The sequence below is a fragment of the Deltaproteobacteria bacterium genome (genome assembly GCA_016874755.1).
In the GTDB taxonomy this organism is placed as follows: domain Bacteria; phylum Desulfobacterota; class Binatia; order UBA9968; family UBA9968; genus DP-20.
Genome location: VGTH01000004.1, coordinates 91,455 through 109,041, shown reverse-complemented (window position 1 = coordinate 109,041; position 17,587 = coordinate 91,455). Strand labels below are relative to the sequence as shown.

At 57.7% G+C, this 17,587-nt stretch carries 15 protein-coding genes; 4 read left to right on the top strand and 11 right to left on the bottom strand.

Going from position 1 to position 17,587, the window contains the following annotated elements:
• Positions 1-8: 8 nt before the first annotated feature.
• The 4 genes from FJ145_03865 to FJ145_03850 all read right to left on the bottom strand — a co-directional run bounded on the left by FJ145_03865 (position 9) and on the right by FJ145_03850 (position 3,445).
• A complete protein-coding gene (locus FJ145_03865; protein MBM4260560.1) occupies positions 9-1,100 on the bottom strand; it encodes a hypothetical protein in 1,092 nt (363 codons plus the stop codon).
• Positions 1,101-1,114: 14 nt separating this feature from the next.
• Positions 1,115-1,354 (bottom strand): hypothetical protein, encoded by a 240-nt coding sequence (locus FJ145_03860; GenBank protein MBM4260559.1) that lies wholly within the window; start codon positions 1,352-1,354, stop codon positions 1,115-1,117.
• An 8-nt stretch (positions 1,355-1,362) separates the two neighbouring features.
• A complete protein-coding gene (locus FJ145_03855) occupies positions 1,363-2,136 on the bottom strand; it encodes an ABC transporter substrate-binding protein (protein MBM4260558.1) in 774 nt (257 codons plus the stop codon).
• A gap of 157 nt (positions 2,137-2,293) precedes the next feature.
• Positions 2,294-3,445 carry an extracellular solute-binding protein gene (locus FJ145_03850; GenBank protein MBM4260557.1) on the bottom strand — a complete coding sequence of 384 codons (1,152 nt, stop codon included), beginning with the start codon at positions 3,443-3,445 and terminating at the stop codon, positions 2,294-2,296.
• A gap of 181 nt (positions 3,446-3,626) precedes the next feature.
• Here FJ145_03850 and FJ145_03845 point away from each other — a divergent pair, with 181 nt between their 5' ends.
• Positions 3,627-4,754: an amidohydrolase gene (locus tag FJ145_03845; protein MBM4260556.1), complete on the top strand. Its 1,128-nt coding sequence runs from the start codon at positions 3,627-3,629 to the stop codon at positions 4,752-4,754.
• 31 nt (positions 4,755-4,785) lie between these two features.
• A complete protein-coding gene (locus FJ145_03840; protein ID MBM4260555.1) occupies positions 4,786-5,832 on the top strand; it encodes a hypothetical protein in 1,047 nt (348 codons plus the stop codon).
• Between the two features lie 122 nt (positions 5,833-5,954).
• On the opposite strand, the gene FJ145_03835 is transcribed toward FJ145_03840, so the two are convergent.
• The 3 genes from FJ145_03835 to FJ145_03825 form a co-directional block, all read right to left on the bottom strand.
• Positions 5,955-7,112: an ATP-binding protein gene (locus FJ145_03835; protein MBM4260554.1), complete on the bottom strand. Its 1,158-nt coding sequence runs from the start codon at positions 7,110-7,112 to the stop codon at positions 5,955-5,957.
• Between the two features lie 126 nt (positions 7,113-7,238).
• Positions 7,239-7,862, bottom strand: coding sequence for a hypothetical protein (locus FJ145_03830; protein ID MBM4260553.1), 624 nt, complete (start codon positions 7,860-7,862; stop codon positions 7,239-7,241).
• Between the two features lie 73 nt (positions 7,863-7,935).
• A complete protein-coding gene (locus FJ145_03825; protein MBM4260552.1) occupies positions 7,936-9,144 on the bottom strand; it encodes a Rieske 2Fe-2S domain-containing protein in 1,209 nt (402 codons plus the stop codon).
• Between the two features lie 124 nt (positions 9,145-9,268).
• Between FJ145_03825 and FJ145_03820 the strand changes: the two genes are divergently transcribed.
• Positions 9,269-10,429 carry a hypothetical protein gene (locus FJ145_03820; protein ID MBM4260551.1) on the top strand — a complete coding sequence of 387 codons (1,161 nt, stop codon included), beginning with the start codon at positions 9,269-9,271 and terminating at the stop codon, positions 10,427-10,429.
• A 35-nt stretch (positions 10,430-10,464) separates the two neighbouring features.
• Here the strand turns inward: FJ145_03820 and FJ145_03815 are convergent, their stop codons facing one another.
• The gene (locus tag FJ145_03815) at positions 10,465-10,854 is read right to left on the bottom strand and encodes a hypothetical protein (protein ID MBM4260550.1); all 390 of its coding nucleotides are present in this window, start codon (positions 10,852-10,854) and stop codon (positions 10,465-10,467) included.
• A 156-nt stretch (positions 10,855-11,010) separates the two neighbouring features.
• On the opposite strand from FJ145_03815, the gene FJ145_03810 reads away from it, so the two are divergent.
• A complete protein-coding gene (locus FJ145_03810; protein MBM4260549.1) occupies positions 11,011-12,504 on the top strand; it encodes a M20/M25/M40 family metallo-hydrolase in 1,494 nt (497 codons plus the stop codon).
• Between the two features lie 328 nt (positions 12,505-12,832).
• Here FJ145_03810 and FJ145_03805 read toward each other — a convergent pair whose 3' ends face one another.
• From FJ145_03805 to FJ145_03795, 3 genes are all read right to left on the bottom strand, one after another.
• Complete coding sequence (locus FJ145_03805; protein ID MBM4260548.1) at positions 12,833-13,198, bottom strand: hypothetical protein; 366 nt, start codon at positions 13,196-13,198, stop codon at positions 12,833-12,835.
• 176 nt (positions 13,199-13,374) lie between these two features.
• Entirely contained in the window at positions 13,375-15,393 is a 2,019-nt protein-coding gene (locus FJ145_03800; GenBank protein MBM4260547.1) for a hypothetical protein, read from the bottom strand.
• A gap of 178 nt (positions 15,394-15,571) precedes the next feature.
• Entirely contained in the window at positions 15,572-17,305 is a 1,734-nt protein-coding gene (locus FJ145_03795; GenBank protein ID MBM4260546.1) for an FAD-dependent oxidoreductase, read from the bottom strand.
• Positions 17,306-17,587 lie beyond the last annotated feature (282 nt).

Below are 17,587 nucleotides of genomic sequence, written 5' to 3'. Positions count from 1 at the left end.
TCCCAATTTTAGCGCGCTGGCAGTGGCCCGCCTCCCGATATCGCTTTGAGGAGATCTATCACTTCCGGGTCGCGCGGCATCTCACGAATTTCTTTCGTCAACTGTTCGGCGGTCACCGGCTCGACGTCGTCGCCGACAACTTTTCTGTACTCGCGGTGAAACTCGGTGTCTTTGAGTACTTTGCGCATCGCCTCTTCCAAGATTTCCACTCGCTCTTTCGGTGTTCCCGGCACCATCGCGTAGGGAGAACCGACGGTTCTGAAGGTGCGCCAGGTGTTGACGAGTTTGACCTCGCGTGGAGACCTAGCAAAGCTTTCGACCTCGGGCAAGTGACCCATCCGCCCGTGCTTGACTCCTTTGGGCATGTCGATAATCGAGTGGAAATCCATGCCGCCTTTTTCGACCCAGTCGGGATTGCGCCGCAAAATCGCGCTGGCGCCGTTGGCGCTGCCATCCAACTCGCCCTGCGCCAGCGCAACTTCTAAATCGCCGGTGCCGTTGTAGCCGGTCACCCATTTTGAATCTTTCATGCCCAGCAGAAAAGCAAACATGCGCGCGGCTACGTAGTTGGTGTGTCCTACCGACAAACCGCCCACGCGCAAACCCGATGCCGCGCGGAGTTTTTCCAGGCTGCCGAGCCCCAGTTCCTTGCGGGTAAAAAAGACTGTGTGAAAAGCATGTTCGGTCGCGCCAAGGTAGATAAACTTCGCGCTGTCAAACAGCACACCGCTCTCTCTCATCACTTCGAGTGGAATGGCGGTCGCCGCAAGCACACCGATGGTCAAGCCATCGGCTTTGACGTTGCCGTAGAGATGATTAGCGGCTCTACGGCCGCCAGCGCCCGGCTGGTTTTCAACCACGAGCGTCGGATTTCCGGGAATGTACTTGCGCCAGAAGGGCAGCAGCGTGCGAATCCTAACATCGCCCGATCCACCGGCGGCAACGCCGGAAATAATCGTGATCGTTTTGCCTTGGTAGAAGAGCGTCTGAGCCGGCGCATCCGTACATCCGAGAATCAATGCGGCGGCCAAACCGGCTACCAAACCTGCTGTCACTCTTGTGCGCTTTTGCATCGTCGTTCGCTGGATCAACGTAGCCAATGACATCGCCAGCATCAACCCGGCGTCTTACTGTTCACCAGTGCCAACGCTTTGCTGTGATAGGACGAGTCATAATACCGCTCGGGCGCCGGCGCTTTGCCGCCCCAACTGCCTTCGACTTCCGCTCTGAACTTGAGCACGTTGTTAAAGCGCGGCACGTCGATCGCCGCGTCTTTAGCTAGACCGTTTGGTCCAGAATCCATTTCGTAGATTCCCTGCGCCAGCGCCCGCGGCATTTTCCGCTGGCTCAACATGAGATCGATCACTTTCTCTTTGTTAGCCGGAGTGAGCAGCCAGCGCTGCGCCTCGATCTGTGCCGCAGGTAGCGCGTCAAAAGATCGCTATTTTCCTTTGCCCATTGACGCGGCGTGAAAACGCCGTAGCGCAGCATCGGACCGAAAATGTTTACGGTGCTCGCGAGACTGACCAGCCCACCGTGGCGCGCCTGCGCCGCCGTCTGACCCGAGGCCATGGTCGCGGCGTATTCTTTCTGCTTCAGCATCGCAGCGATGCGCGCCCCGGTGCCGCCGACCTCTTTCATCTCATAGTCGCTGCCGGCCTGCAGGCCGACCGTGGAAAGTATCTTTTTCAGTGCCAGTGCGTTCTGCGTGTTAGGTGCGTCGACAATGACGATTCTACTTTTTAGATCGGCAAGCGACTTTATCTCCGGCTGGACCATGAGCTCGGTGGGGGTGTAGTCAGTGGCGGCGACGACAATCACGTCAGCGCCGGCGTTCTCCACCATGGCTACCGCGTTGTCGACGCCGTAGTCGGCGAGATCGATTTCTCCCGAGGCCAACCAGCGACGCACTTCCTCCGACCCGCCGGCCTCGGAACGCGGAATCTCCACCCGCAAACCATATTTGGCGAAGAGTCCGTTGGCCTGCGCTGCAGTAGTGGTAAAACTGCCACCGCCGAGCCGCAGGGTGGACAACTTCGGATCTTGGCCGTCGGCAACTCCTGCCGCAGCGATGGCGATTGCTAGGGACAAGGACGCGGCTACACAAATCAAGCGACTCATCGGCTTCAATGACATGCGATCACCTCCGAATTAGTCCCGCGCCTCTCTCAGCTTGCACTGTAATACTTGAACGCATAACTCGGAGGGCGTGGTTTGAAACCCGCCTCTTGCTACGCCGGAAAACGTTCTTCTGGCTTTTGCGTTTTTTGCGGCCATTCGAGCTTCGCGGCCTTTACTTGGACTTGCCAAATATCTCGTTGAACAGTTTGTCGGCCGGGCGGCGGTCGGAAAAGTTATCATTGTCGGCATCGAAATAATCGACGCCATCGCGGCGCTGCACTTCGTCTGGCAGATCGTGCTTGGGGATATCGATGCGCAGTGAATTTGACGCCGTGCGGGTACGGCCTTTGCGGCCTTTTTGCACGATAGTTTGGCCTTCCCGTGACAGCAGCCAGTTGACGAAAACCTTCGCCGCGTTGGGATGGGGCGCGTTTTGCAGCAGCGTTAGCGTCCCGCCGGAAGAGCTCAAGGTGCCGCCCTCCTTTAGGTTGAGGATCTGCCCCACCGGTAGTTTTTGGTCCATCGCTTTATCCATCTCGTCGGAAACACAAGGAATGCACAAGGCGTAGCGCCCCGACGCCAGCCAATCCACCGGTTGGCGATAGTCGCGCGAGATGGTTACTTCCAGGTCGCCGTAGAGCTTGCGAATAAAATCGGGACCAAGCTTTGCGTGGTAGTAGAAAAACAAAACCGGGTTGTCCATGCCGCGGGTGCGCGGGTCGGTGGCGGTGATCTTGCCCTTCCACTTGGGCTGAATCAGATCCCAATAAGAGGTAAACTCTTTGGCATTGACCAGTGATGAATTGTAGTTGATCTCCACACCGCCGGCGTTGCCAATGTAGGCGAAGATGAATTTATTTTCCGGATCGACAAACTTAAGCTCGCGGCGATACCATTTGGTTTCGTCTAATACTTCCGGCAGCAGCAACAGCGGCTTGATCGGGTCCAAGATCTTGCCGAGATAAAGCGTCCCCAGCGCCGTGCCCTTGCCGCCGGCAAATAGGTCGACGAGATACTTGCCGCCGCGCCGCTCAGCCAGGATGCGCGGCCCGAGATCGTTGCCGCGGCCGCGCAGTTGGTTCACCTTGATTTTTGGATAGGCGCGCTCAAACGCGTGCACGGTATCCTCCGTGAGCGGACCGGCTTCGAATATATAGAGGCTAAGCGCGCCCTCTTTTTCCGCCGCTGCCACGGTCTTGTCCCATTCCACGCGCCAAGCAGGTTTGGCTTCGGCGCCAAACGCCCAATCGCGACTCAAAACCGCCGACAAGATCAACAACCGAAAACTTTTTTCATAAGAGTCATTTCCTAAACTGGCCCGCACAGTATGAAAGAATCGCGCCTAGTGTCAACCGACTAGCGCTACGCTGACTTGACACTGGTTTAGCGGCTGCGATAGCGTCGCCGCAGTCGAAGTGTGCCCCATTCTGGTTCGCGCCTCTCTTCCCCTCTCCTCTTCACGACGCGAGCCTAAACAGCGTCTCCAGCCGCTCTGGGAGGTTCTGATGAAATATATCGACGCCGATGGTCACGTCGAAGAATGCCTGCCTACTTTCAGCGACAAATATCTCGATCCGGCGTTTCGGCCATTGCGGCCCACGGTCATTGGCCGCGACGGCCTCGCCTACTGGGTCATCGACGAGCAGATGTTTCCGCGCCGTGTCGGCAAGGGCTGTAACAATCTCGGCACGCCGGCGAGCTACGACGGCAAGCCAACGCGCCATACCGCGCTGAAGCCCGACAGCATCGAAAGCATGGAGCTGACCGATATCAACGCGCGGCTGCGCTCCATGGATGAGGAAGAGATCGCGGTTCAGGTTGTCTATCCGAGCTTGTTTCTCGCCTATCCGCTGACCTCGAATTCCGCACTGGCGACAGCGCTCTATTCATCTTACAACCGCTGGCTCGGCGATCGATTGGGTGGCAACGAGAGAATCAGGTGGGCTGCCATCGTCAATCTCGACGACGTCCAAGCCGCCGTGCAGCAAGTCCGTGAAGCCAAGTCGCTCGGTGCCGCCGCGGTCATGGTGCTTGGCACCGCCGGTGATCTCACTTTTGATCATCCAACCCTAGTGCCATTCTTCGAAGCCCTCGCCGAAGCGAATTTGCCGCTGGCGGTTCACGTCGGTTGGAGCTGCCCGGCGTTGAACAACATATACAGCCATATCTATCCTTCTGGCGTGATCGCTTTTCTCGTGCCGGTGATGATGGGTCTGGTGGGTTTGATCAGCGGCGGTGTGCTCGATCGTTTTCCCAACCTGCGCGTGACTTTTTTGGAAGCGGGCTGCCAGTGGGTGCACTTCGTCTTGGAAAGAATGGAGCATCGCTTCCGCCGCACCCGCAATCAGCTATCGACGTTTCATTCGCAAACCGCGCCCAAGCACGAATTGCCGCCCATGGACTACGTGCGCAAGGGCAATCTATTTTTCAGCACAGAGGCCGACGACGTCTTGCTACCGCAGGTCATCGAGCTGGTCGGCGAAGACAATATGGTCTTTGGCTCCGACATGCCGCATGGCGACCGCGAAGCCTTTGTCGTCCGGAAAGTTAAGGGCAGAAAAGATATCAGCGAATCGGCGAAGCTAAAGATTCTCGAAGGTAACCCGGCACGGCTTTACGGTCTCTCGATATAGACCGCGCAGCCAAAGAAGGGATGTTGCAGCGATGATCCAAAAAATGATTCTGCTTCTCCTCTGTCTTATCGCCGTCTCTTTCACAACGCCTAGGCGCGCCAGCGCCCAAGTTGAAACGTTCTACCAGGGTAAAACCCTGCGTGTAGTCGTCGCCTTCTCACCCGGCGGGGCCTACGACACCTGGGCACGCATGATTATCAAGTATTTGGGCAAATACATTCCCGGCAATCCCAATCTCGTCGTGCAAAATATGCCCGGCGCCGGTTCCATATCGGCGGCGAACTATTTGATGAACATCGCCAAACCCGACGGCCTCACCATCGGTTCGATTTCATCGGCGCTTTACTTCGACCAACTGATCGGGCGCAAAGAGGTGAATTTCAACTGGAGCAAGTATACGTGGATCGGCACGCCGGAGCGCACCAGCGAAATGCTTTTCCTCCGCTCCGATTCACCTTTCAAGAGCGTCGAAGACCTGCGCAAAGCCGCCGACCCACCGAAGTGCGGCGCGGTAGGCATCGGCAGTACGGACTACTATTTTCCCAAACTATTGGAAGACGCCGTCGGCGCGAAGTTCGCGGTTGTGACCGGTTATCAGGGTGCCGCCGACATCGACCTCGCAGTGGAAAAAGGCGAGATGCAATGCCGCGCCGGCACGCTTTCGTCGTTCTTCGGCCGCGAGCCGGGCCGCACCTGGGTAAAAAACAATTTCGTGCGCATCCTCGTCCAGGGCGGCAAGAAGCGCGATGCCCGCGCCGCCGATACGCCGACAATCTACGAGCTCATGGATAAATATAGAACCCCCGACGCCATCCGGCGCTTGGCCGTGGTGCTGTTATCGCCCGGCGACTTTGGGCGGCCTTTTCTCGCCCCGCCGGGTTTGGCGCCAGACCGCACCAAAGCGCTGCGGGAGGGATTCGCCAAAACGATGATGGACCTCGAATTTCTCGCCGAGGTAAAAAAGCGCGAGTGGGAAGCCAACGGTTTGTCATGGGTGGAATTGGAAAGCCTGGCGAAGGAGGTGACAGTGCAGCCACCCGAAGTCATCGGAAGGATGAAAAAGCTACTCACGCAATGAAGCCAACGCAATCTTGGGTCATCATACTATTGCTGATAATGTCGTCGTACGAAACCGTCAATGCCGCAGAGGCTCGGCAAAGCTGCTCGGGGGCAAGTATTCGGAGCGCGCCGCACTACCGCTCACAAACCAAGCTGGATGAGGCCTTCTTGCCATGGCAGACAGGTAACTGCGTCGATCCTCCGTGCCATGGGATCCCGTGATAAGCAAAACGCTTCACTGTTCGCCACATCCTTGCCCAATAGGATCAACGACCGGATGTCCTCATCGGTGATGCGTTCGGTGGACTTGATCTCGATAAGCGCACGTTTCATCCCCGGTCGCTCGACGATGAGATCGATCTCGACGCCGTCCTTGGTGCGCAGATAAGAGATGCGAAAATCTTTTTTGCCGTAGGATTGCAGGCGCTGGATTTCGTTCACGATAAAATGCTCAAAGGCAACTCCGAACGCGTAGGTCTGCGGCACCAGCGCAACTTGCAGCGTGTTATTGAGAGCGCGTTGCACGCCGGTATCGAAGAAATAAAACTTCGGGTTGCCTCGCTGGCGTTGGCGCACCGATTCGTGAAACGGTTCGACCAACATGCCGATCAAAGTGTCTTCGAGAATCTGAAAGTACGATTGTACGGTGACCGACGACGAGCCAATCTCGCGAGCAATTTTCGAGAAGTTGATGATTTGGCCGCTCATCTGTGCCGCCACGACAAGGAAACGTCGAAACGGGTCGAGACGGCGGACGATCTGCTCCTGGGTGATTTCTTCCTGCAAATAGGTATGAGCATAGCTGCGCAAAAAGTCGCGGCGGTCTTCATCGTTGTCGATCGTCACCGCGCGCGGCAGCGTGCCCCAAGCGAGTGCGCTGGGGAGCGAAAAACCGTCGGCGAGTTCGCGTGCGGTAAACGGAAACAGATGCAAGACAAACGCCCGGCCCGCGAGTAGGTTGGCGCTGCCGTGACGTAGTTTGCGCGCATTGGAACCGGTCAAGGCAAATTTGATGCGTGTCGTTTCGATCTGTTGATGAACGATGTCGAGGAGCTTCGGTGCTTTCTGGATCTCATCAATGATAACCCACTCGACATCTGGTTTGAGGGCCGTGAGCTGCCCTGTCAAAGCGTTCGGCCTAAGGTTGAATAGCTCATTCTGGTCCGGGTTAAGCAAATCGATGTAATGACCGCTATCACCTGGGAAGCGCCCCCTCAGCAAATGGGTTTTGCCCGTTCCTCTGGCGCCAAATAGGGAAAAACTGTTGTTTTCTGGTATTTTAAGCTCTCTGTTTACCATACTTTAAAAAAGGCGGACATATTTAAATTAAGCTTAGTGATTTGTATGGTCAAGAGGGCTCTCTCAAGTTTCCACGAGCCCGAAGGAGTGAGTCAACTCGGTTATGCCCCGGGGAATTGCCGAGAACTATGGATTGAGATTGTAGGGGCGCTGCATCTCAGGCGACATGCGCGTGAAATCCGGCTCGTGTTCCCAGGCCAGCGCGATTCTCTCGCTGAGCGAGATAAGCGCGTTCCAATTGAGATCCGGGCGTTCGCTCATTTTGAGAGCGATAGCGACTGCGTTGCGTATCTGCTTGTGACGATCCCAGAAGCGACGAATATCTTTCGCATCCGCGCCGTCAACGACGTAGTTGATGTGATAGGGGATTCCACTTAAGCCCCACTTAATGGCGTACAGTCCGTTCTGCCGGTCGTTCAGCCGAACCAGCGTCAGGCCCAAGTACAAACGCGATAGACTGTTACCCTCGTCGCGGGCGAGATCACGTTCCAAGGTCTGGCGCGCCTGAGAATAGTGACCGTTGAGATACTGCGATCGGCCCAGATAACTTAGAACGCCCGCGGGACGATCGATGCCAAACGAATAATCCGGAGACTCGCGCACGGCGACTTGAAAAGATTCGAGCGCTTCGGCATTTTGTCCTCGGAATAACTCCTGCCTTCCCAGCGCGACCGCGCTCGACGCGCGAAACGCCGCGTTGCAGCCGGACAACAACACAATCGAAAAGAATAGCGCAGAGAAAGTTTTCATACTGTATGTCATGTTATGACCCAAGTTCAGACCGTTGGTCTCGCAGTCATCCTCTCCAATATATCCCACATAACTACCTCAGGTGGGTAAATCGCTCCCGCCAGTGAATCCCAGCGGGAATTATCTCCGCGAAGGTATCGATGTTGGGAAAACTATTCTGCGCCGGATCGCGCACGATGTGCGGCGGCTCTTTGCCCGCTTGCAAGCCGTTCACGGCGTCGATCAAATACTTACGCATGCCGATCACCGCCTTGTCGCTCACGCCCAAGTGTTCCTGTGAGCGATCGTAGATCGGCCCCATGGTCTCGGTCGCGCAGGCATCGTGGTTCAGAAAGTTGTCGATGCCGGTGTAGTTCGTGCTTCGCTGCATCTCGCGGTCCTGCAGATAGTTGTTCCGAATATTTCTAATCTTCACGTTGCCGGGACCAATCTGGGTCTTGCGATTCCAATCGTCCAGAGTCGGTTTGCGATCTTTCAGAAAACCTAGATCGTAGCGCCAGGAGTGTCGATCATCGGCGGGGACATAGATATGCGCTTCGCGATTGCGCGCTCGCACCCAGCAGTAGGTCGGCATGACGAAGCTCGACACGCGCACATACTGCGTTTCTGGCCCGGCCTTGCGCGTGGCCACTAAGCGCATGCCAAAGTTGGTCTCTTCGGTCGCATACTCAGGCGCGGTATCTAGAGCAAACATCTGGCGCCGCCCCTCGGCGGAGAACTCACGGTGCAAAAACGACAAGTGCGACGAGTCACACTCACCCTCGACGCCCTGCAAGTAATTGCAATCCATCAGCGCCTTGGTGACGTAGGTCTGATCCGTCGGCACCTGGGCCCATTCGTAGTTGGGAAACAGCGGCTGCTTGTCGCGCGGGCCAAGATAAGCAAGCACCATCCCGGCAACTTCAATGGTTGGATAGGCGGTGTGCTTGAGCTTGCTTTTAAAATCGCTGCCCGCCGGCTCGGCCGGCGTCTCCAACACATTGCCATCGACGTCGAATTTCCAGCCGTGGTAAACACAGCGCAGGCCGCATTCTTCGTTGCGGCCAAAGAACAACGACGTGCCGCGGTGCGCGCAATTTTCACCGAGCAAACCGACTTTGCCTTTGCTATCGCGAAACGCCACCAATTTTTCACCAAGCATCTGCACCCGCACGGGCGGACAATCGGGCACGGGGATTTCCTCCGAGAGCAAAGCCGGCATCCAATAGCGGCGCATCAGCTCCCCCATCGGCGTGCCCCTGTCGGTTCGCGTTAGCAGTTCGTTGTGTTCTCTCGAAAGCATGCGATCGTTACCTCACCCCGATGATACCGGTCTCGGGCAAATTCGTCCAACGCCAGGCTTCAAGCCTTGCTGCTAGTCGTGCTATGGAAAACGATATAGGCTCTACCGGTACCGAGGAGTTTTTATGCGCGACGGTTATAAGATCTACGATTCCGATACACACCTGGCCCCATCGGCGGAAACCTTGGAGCGTTACTTCGAAGGCGCGGTGCGCAAACGGCTGCCCGAGTGGGAGAGCTGCAAAGTTCCCTTTCGCATCGGCTGGGCGGGGGAAAAACTAGAACCACCGTTTCGCCATCGCTACCGCTTCAAAAAACGCGAAGGCTGGCGCGAGGAGTTGCGGGTTCTTGGCGAAGCTGCGCCGCGCGCGCAAACCGAACATGTTTTTCCGACGTTTATGGGCAAGCGCTATCCTACGCCCGGCGGTTCGGACGACAACGTTGACGCGCGCATCCGCGACATGGACGAAGAAGGCGTCGACGTGCAGCTCATGTTACCCGGCCTGCCGCCAGCAACCGACGATCGAGAAATCGAGATGGCGTTCATCCGCGCCAACCATCGCTTCACGAACGACTTTTGTGGCAAGCATCCGCACCGACTGAAATCGCTCATCGTCGTGAGCAGCAACGCCGTTGAAGCATCGGTCCAGGAAATCAAAACCTGGGCGAAGTCGTCGTGGGCCACCGGCATCCATCCGCAACTCGCTGAAGGCGTGCCCATCGATCATCCAAGCCTGGAGCCAATCTGGGCCGCCGCCAATGAAGCAGGCCTCTGCGTAGCGCATCATAGTTTCACTTCCGGCTATCCTGGCTATCGCGATCTGTGGGACAACCCTTTCATCGGCCGCACTGCGTCGCACCCGTGGGGTGCCATGCGCGCCGTCAGCGCCTTCTTCGGCGCCGGCATCATGGATCGCTACCCGAGTATTCGCTACTGCATTTTAGAATCCGGCTTTGGCTGGCTACCCTTTTGGGCCGCGCGCATGGACGATCAAAGTGAGTACATGCCCTATGCCCTGCCGAAAAACCTAGCGCATCAACCCAGCGAATACATGACCGGCGGCCGCTTCTTCGCCAGCGTCGTCATTCATGAAGGCGAGAAGATGGCGAAGATGGTCAGTGAGTTCTTGGGCGACGGCGTTCTGATGTACTCCTCCGACTACCCCCACGCCGAGTCGCGCTTTCCCGAATCAACCGACAAAGTGTTGGCGTGGAAGTCGCTTGGCGATGACAAGCTGCGAAAAATGATGTGGGACAACGCGACCAAATGTTTTGGCGCGCCGTAATCGACTCGCTGACAACGCTATAGATGGTTCCAATTTCAATACCTAGCGCGGATGTCGGCATCTAAGCGGCTGAGCTGAGCCGCAACAAACTGCTGGTCGATCGTCGCGGCGATGGATTCATAACCGGCTTGCCTGACCAACGAAGGGAGCCGCGTCTTTAGCTGCTCCAAGGACCAACTCACCGGGTCGGTGATGCCCTCGTTCTTCATCTTACAGTTTTTCCGCTCGCCCGTAGTCCCGATGTGATAATGCGGATCTTTGTAGAAACAATCGAAGCGAATGATCCGTTTTCCCTCGGACTCGGTCGTGACATCAAAGCTCAGCCCCTCGTCCTCGCCGCCGAGACCTTGGCGATGTTCGATGGTCAGATCCATGCCTGGTTGTTTGATAACGATTGGCTCGCTCTTCGCGTTTTGATTTGCCATCGGTCGACCCTCCTGAGATTTCAGCGCTTGTCGGGACTCATCGCACCTTTGTATAGACCTGTCAAACTCGGGCTTAGCTGCCAATCGCTCGCAACCCAACAGCGTTGCCGACGGAAGAATTGACCTCTCTACCGGTCGTGCGCTATGTCTCGGTCGATGCCAACACTCACCGCTTCCCTCGATCCGAAGAAAACCCAGAGCTATGTCGACAAGGTCTGGACCGAGAGTATCGTCCCCAGGCTCGTCGAGTACATCGCCATCCCTAACAAGTCGCCGCACTTCGACCAAGAGTGGAAGGAACACGGCCACATGGCTCGCGCGGTCGAGCTGATCGCCGAGTGGTGCCGGTCGCGCAAGATCGCGGGGCTCAAGCTCCGGGTGATCGAAAAGGGCAAGCGCACGCCAGTGATCTTCATGGAGATCCCGGGGCAGGTCGACGACACGGTGCTGCTCTACGGTCACCTCGACAAGCAGCCCGAAATGGCCGGCTGGTCGAAGGGCCTCGGTCCGTGGACCCCGGTGATCAAGGGTGAAAAACTCTACGGCCGCGGCGGCGCCGACGACGGCTATGCGGCGTTCGCGTCGTTGTGCGCCATCGAGGCGCTCCAAGCCCAGGGCGTGCCCCACGCACGCTGCGTCGTGCTCATCGAATCTGGTGAAGAATCCGGCAGCCCCGACTTGCCGTTCTATGTCGACTTACTGAGAAAACAGATCGGCACGCCGTCGTTGATCGTCTGCCTTGACTCCGGCTGCGGCAACTACGAGCAGCTTTGGGGCACCACCTCGCTGCGTGGTCTTATCGACGGCGAGCTCTCGGTGGAGGTGCTGCGCGAGGGCGTACATTCGGGCGACGCGAGCGGCATCGTGCCGAGCTCCTTTCGCATTCTGCGCGCGATTCTATCGCGGCTTGAAAAACCCGAGACCGGCCAGATCATCCCGAAGAACTTCTATGCCACCGTGCCGAAGGACCGGCTCGCGCAGATAAAGGTCACGGCGAAGGTGCTCGGCGACGATGTCTGGCGCAAGTTCCCAGTCCTCGACGGCGTCAGGACGATGCGCTCCGACAATGTCGAGATGATCTTGAATCGCACCTGGCGTCCGGCGCTGTCGATCATCGGCGCCGACGGCTTGCCGCCGATCGCCAACGCCGGCAACGTGCTGCGTCCGCGCACGTCGGTGAAAGTGTCGCTGCGCTTGCCGCCGACGAAAAACGCCCAGCAAGCGGCGCGCGAGCTCAAGGCGCTGCTCGAAAAGAATCCGCCCTACGGCGCGAAGGTGACCTTCAAGCCTGGCACGCCGGGCACGGGCTGGAACGCACCGGAGATGGCGCAATGGTTGGAGAACGCTGTCGCGCGTGCATCGCAGACCTATTACGGCAAGCCAGCCGTCTACATGGGCGAGGGTGGATCGATTCCTTTCATGGGCATGCTCGGCGCGAAGTTCCCCAAGGCCCAGTTCCTGATCACCGGCGTGCTCGGCCCAATGTCGAACGCCCACGGCCCGAATGAATTCCTGCACATCGGCTACGCGAAACAGCTCACCGCCTGCGTCGCCTCGATCATGTCCGATCACGCGGCTGTACGAGAGAGCGCAATAGAAGCCTCGACATCTGCGCTCACATTCCCATTGACGTCTCAACCCATTCATTAAAGACGTAGCCCTATTGCCTGTTCTTACGAGCTAACCATATACGCGATCCCTTTTGGATTTTTACGCGACCCCTTTTGGATTTTCTTAGGCTGATCGCCTGCCGCGCGGATGCGCGACATATTACAAATAAGTCAGGCGTGCATGATTGAATGGATGGGTCAACGTGTTTGAGTTTGTCCTGCTAGTCACTTCCAACTTGGTGATCGAGCCTTGCCTTGCAGGACTCTCCCCACGGAAACATGCCTCTTTTAATTGAAAGACACTGCGGATTCTCGGTCATCAACCGCCGCAGAACTCTTCGTCAACTGAACGAAGTAGGTCGCCATCTCTACATTAACCTAGGGAATACAAAGCAATAAGCTTGTGCTGCGCAGGCGGTTCGCAAGCCCGAAACTCGCCAGACACGGAGGGAAACTGTCATGAAGATTCCTTGTCTCCACCGAACCTTCAGTGTCTCTGTCATGGCCGTCGCGCTGATACTGATACCCGTATTTGCCGCCGCGCAAGCCGCTCGCTGCACGTCGCTCATGACCCCAGTCGGCGCGCTGCCGGATTTCATCAGCTCTAGCAAACGCCCCACATGACGGTAGTGTTCAAGCGTTTGGGCTTGCTCTTGAGTCAGCTCGCCTGCTTTCGCTTTCTCGAGCAGGTCGAGCATCTTCTCGCGGTCACTTGAGTCAAACTCGATTTTCAAAATCGCTTCCGCCGCAGCGGGTGACCAATCTGCCGCATTCGGTCGAAACACGCGATCGAGTATGGCCGCCTCGCTGTTTTCTCGAGGAGAACTCATATGGCGTTTATAGCATAGCGCTGTGACCCCGGCAATTTGGCCACCAAGCGGATGACGGCAAATCGGGGTTCCCCTAATATCTAATCTTCCTTCCCCGCCGTAACCAACGGCTCAATCACCGTATTCGGATCCAACGGATTCTTCCGCTCGGCCGCCGCGATGTAGGCGTCGCCGTCTTCGGGCAACATGAAGCCCTCTTTGATCAGGTCGCCGACGGCGCGTTTGACGATGTCGACGTAGGCGTGGTGGGTTGGGTAGCGCTCTTCGATGGACAGTCTTGGATCGCCGGTTTTTTCTCGTTCGGCTTTGGTTCGGCAAAACGCTTTGATGCAGCCGTTGGTCATCATCAGCTCGCCTTCGGCGAAGCCGGCTTTGCGCAGGGCCCAGCCGATGTAGGTAGCGATCGGCGCTTGCATGTCGGGGTAGCGAACGCCGCCCAGATCGTTGCCGTCGTCGTCGACCATGGGCACCTGGATGATGTATTCCTTTCCCGGCACGGCTTCGGGCGGGAAGATGCTCATGATGCCTTTGGTGTCGAACTCGGGGCCGTAGTTCCACAGCGGCAGTTTGCTTGGTGTCTTGGGTAGATTGACGCCGGGGATTTTTGGGAATTTTTGCAGCGCTACTTCCGGCGCAACCAACTGGCCTTTGTCACGCCGCGGTAGATAGCTGGGCGGCGGCTCGATGCCCTGGCTGGCCCACTTGTCCATGATCACAAAGCAGGCGCGCAGGAACGGCTGCGGCGAGAAGTTGCTTGGCGGCAACTGGCCGGCCCAGCGTGGGTTGTCGGCGGCGATCGCGGCGTGCGGCGAGCCGGCAAGCATGTACATGCGCACGTTGGGCGGAATCGGCGCGTCCCTGGCATCGCGCGGGTCGGTGTGGGTCATCGAGCCGTGGCGTTCCCAGTATTCGCTCGCGGTGTGGCAGTGGATCAGCAGCGGATCGGTGTCGGGGCGCTTCATCACGCCGTCGTTGCGCTCGCTGAACTTGTCCGGGATCGACGCGAAGTTAAACGGATAGCGCTCTGACGGATAAGAGTGCTCTTCGTGCTGGCGCGGGTAGCGGCCGATCTGGGCGAAGCGCATGTTGAAATACAACCGGCCGATGCCGGTGTGGGTCTGCACGGCGTCGAAAACTTTTCGCCCTTGGACATCGCGGTTCCAACCTTCGTAGATAAACTCGCGCGCGACGCGGCCAGCCAATGACGCGCCGTAGCCATAGACTTTTTTAACGCGACCGGCGATCGGGTTGGCATTGCCGGCGGAATCTTTGCTGCCGTGGCGCAACAATGAAATCAGATCGCGCAGGCCGAGGAAGCCCAGGCCCATGACGCGCGAGCCTTCGGTCTCGTAGATCAGCTCGTAGATCCAACCGGTCTTGAAGCCGCCTTTGACGTAGAGGTCGACATTGGACGGCGTAAGGACGGGCGAAACATCTTTCGCCCCTACAGCCTTGGCGAACTCCCACTCGCTCCTCGGCACCGGCACGCGCGGGTCGGCTTCCATCTCGCGCATGGTCAAGGTCGCCGTCGCAGGATTGATCACCGGGTAGCATTGGATATTCGCCGCGCCGCTCACGGGCATCGACAGCACACCTTTTTTGTCCGAGATAAACTCTTGGCGCACTTTGCCATTCAATGGCTGGCCGTTCTGCCGCGCCTCCGGCACGAAGGCGACGACGTTGTTGCCGTTGTAAATCAAATCGCCTTGCCATCCGGCAGTAACCACGGTGTAGCCTTCCTTGTTGAGAAAGCCATTGCCCGCCGCACCAGCTTTGGTGTAGTCGCCGCCGCCATCGTTCAAACGCGTAAACGCGCCCTTGCCGCCGCGGTTGGAAAAATCGAAGAGCAACTTGCCATTGCCTTTGCTGACATCAACCGGCTTGACCATGTCGATGACAGCCTTGAACTCAACCAAACCGTCGGCGTTGCGCGGGGCGTATTCTAAATCGCAGATGAACGGCAAGTCATTTTCATCGGGATCGATGGCGTAGTGCACCATGCCGTGCAGCCATTCATACGTCCCGGTCTTGCCAAACGATTTGCCGTCGCCAAAGGGCTGCGTGCTTTCCCATTCCAAGCGAATCTGGTTTTTCGACATCTTAATCTTCTTTCGACTTGTTTCGCGTAAAGCGAATTGCATCAACTTTGCGTAGTTCGAGTTTCGTAAGGGGTAAAGGGTGAGGGGTAAGGCGTATCCGGAGTTTCCGATTTCCGTTTTCCGCTTTCAAGTCTTTTTCCGAAACCCCTCACCCCTCATGCCTTACCCCTTACAGTTTTTAGTACTTGGGTAGTTTCGCCGCATCCGCGCCGCAAATATACCCCTGCGTAACGCAGCGCCCCATGCCGTGTTGGTTGAAACCGCCGGCCGATTCGCCGGCGCAGTACAGACCGGGAATCACTTTGCCTTGCATATCAACGACGCGGCACTTGGCGTCGATGCGCAGGCCGGAGCGGGTGTCGTGCACGATCACGGTGCCCCAGGCGGCGTAGAACGGCGGCTTTTGGATTTTGTACTTCGGCGTCGGCTTGGCGAAGTCTTCATCGACGCCTTTATCGACGAAGGAATTGTAGCGCGCCACTGTCGCTTCGAGTATTTCGCCGTTCATCGGTTTGGCTTGATATTCGTTTTTGATCTTGGCAGCCAGCTCGCGCGGCGTATTGGCGCTGAAGAAATAGCCGTCGGGGTCGACGTAGGGTGGCACGACTTTCCAGCCCTCGCGCTCGACAGCGTCGGCGTCGAAGATCGCCCACTGCGGCCCGGCCGCGTAGTCGGGTGCTTCGGAGTATTCGTTCATCTGCAGCGCGGCGTGGACGAAATTATACTTGTGCGGCGTGTAGCCGAGCTTGGCGGTGTTGCGGTGATCGTTGTGGGTGTACTCAGGCACCTGGTGGCCGTTGTTGCCGTGCGGCGGGTCGCCCCTGGTTTCGTCGTAGAAGCGCCGCCCAACCTGGTCGACGAGAATCAGATCTTGCCAGTCTTTGACGTTGAAGCCGGTCGCCTTGACCAGCGGAAAAATCGGACTCTCCAATTTCCACGTCGTGTAATTGTACTTGGTCGCCAGCGCGCGCTGCGCCCGCATGGTCGCGCCGTTTTCCAAAGCCTGATGGTTCAAGCCCCACAGCGCGCCGCCCACCGCCATGCCGGCCAGCTCACCGCTGGCGTCTTGATAGCTGTAGGGTTCGCCGCCGACCTGCACCTCGGCGGTCAAACGCGGGTCGAACATGCGGCGAAATTCTAAATGACTCGTGCTGCCACCAGTGGCGATCATGACCGCCTTGCGGGCGCGCAATGCGACTATTGGCTTCGTATTATCGATATTGCCTTCGGAGCGAAAACTCTTCAGCGGCTCGCTCTGTCCCGGCATAATACGTGGGTTGTACTTGGCGTTAATGCCGATCACGTGACCCGGCCAGCCATCCATCGATGGCTCACGCACGATCTCGGTCATCCAATAGTTCAACAAAAAGCGCACGCCTTTTTTGCGCGCGCTCGCCTCCAGCGGCCGCATGACGGCCGTGCCATTAGCGGCATTGGGACTCTCCAGGCCAGCCCCTTTGGTCCAGATCGCATGATTTTCCCGTAGCGCGGAATTGCCAAGCGTCGAAGCGCCCTGGTTGTCCGGCGCCTTGTCCACGAACTCCACGCCGTTCTCCAACAAGAACTCAAAAGCAATGGCACAATGATCGGCAAAGGCGCGCATCAGCGCGCGGTCGTTGTAGCGAAAGTCTGGCGTGCCATTGGGCTGGACCACCGACCAATCGGTCAAGTCGGCAAACACGGTGTCCGGCGAGTCGGGGATGTTGTATTTCTTCTGCGCGCTGGTGCCGCCGCCGAGCGCCATGTGACCTCCGCTGATGATCGCGTGGCCGCCGATGTCATAGTTCGCTTCAACGACGATCACCGAAGCGCCTTCATCCACGGCTTTGATCGCCGCGGACATCCCGGCCGGTCCCGAGCCGATGATGATCAGATCCGCTTCGTAGTCCCAGTTTTGTGTCGCTTGTGCCATGTTTCGTTCCTTCAGTTTAGGTTGAGAATCGATTACAACCGCGGGCGAAAAAATACAACCGGGTCCTCGCTGGCGCTCGGAATCTCAGATTTCAAATCTCAGATTTTCATAGTATAGGTTCGCTTGCCACGCCAATGCTGAGATATTCTGAGATATGAGATTTGACATATGCCATTCCGAGTGCCAGCGAGGAGCGGAGCGGGCGCGATGAATCGCGCCCCTACGGGCTCGACCACCCAAAGGCCTCGGAACGACGGGGTACAGTTGTTTGACAAACTTCCC

Coding starts and splice junctions, on each gene's coding strand:
- FJ145_03860 (MBM4260559.1), bottom strand. CDS start 1,354: ATGTTGAGCCAGCGGAAAATGCCGCGGGCGCTGGCGCAGGGAATCTAC.
- FJ145_03855 (MBM4260558.1), bottom strand. CDS start 2,136: ATGTCATTGAAGCCGATGAGTCGCTTGATTTGTGTAGCCGCGTCCTTG.
- FJ145_03845 (MBM4260556.1), top strand. CDS start 3,627: ATGAAATATATCGACGCCGATGGTCACGTCGAAGAATGCCTGCCTACT.
- FJ145_03840 (MBM4260555.1), top strand. CDS start 4,786: ATGATCCAAAAAATGATTCTGCTTCTCCTCTGTCTTATCGCCGTCTCT.
- FJ145_03835 (MBM4260554.1), bottom strand. CDS start 7,112: ATGGTAAACAGAGAGCTTAAAATACCAGAAAACAACAGTTTTTCCCTA.
- FJ145_03830 (MBM4260553.1), bottom strand. CDS start 7,862: ATGAAAACTTTCTCTGCGCTATTCTTTTCGATTGTGTTGTTGTCCGGC.
- FJ145_03825 (MBM4260552.1), bottom strand. CDS start 9,144: ATGCTTTCGAGAGAACACAACGAACTGCTAACGCGAACCGACAGGGGC.
- FJ145_03820 (MBM4260551.1), top strand. CDS start 9,269: ATGCGCGACGGTTATAAGATCTACGATTCCGATACACACCTGGCCCCA.
- FJ145_03815 (MBM4260550.1), bottom strand. CDS start 10,854: ATGGCAAATCAAAACGCGAAGAGCGAGCCAATCGTTATCAAACAACCA.
- FJ145_03810 (MBM4260549.1), top strand. CDS start 11,011: ATGCCAACACTCACCGCTTCCCTCGATCCGAAGAAAACCCAGAGCTAT.
- FJ145_03800 (MBM4260547.1), bottom strand. CDS start 15,393: ATGTCGAAAAACCAGATTCGCTTGGAATGGGAAAGCACGCAGCCCTTT.
- FJ145_03795 (MBM4260546.1), bottom strand. CDS start 17,305: ATGGCACAAGCGACACAAAACTGGGACTACGAAGCGGATCTGATCATC.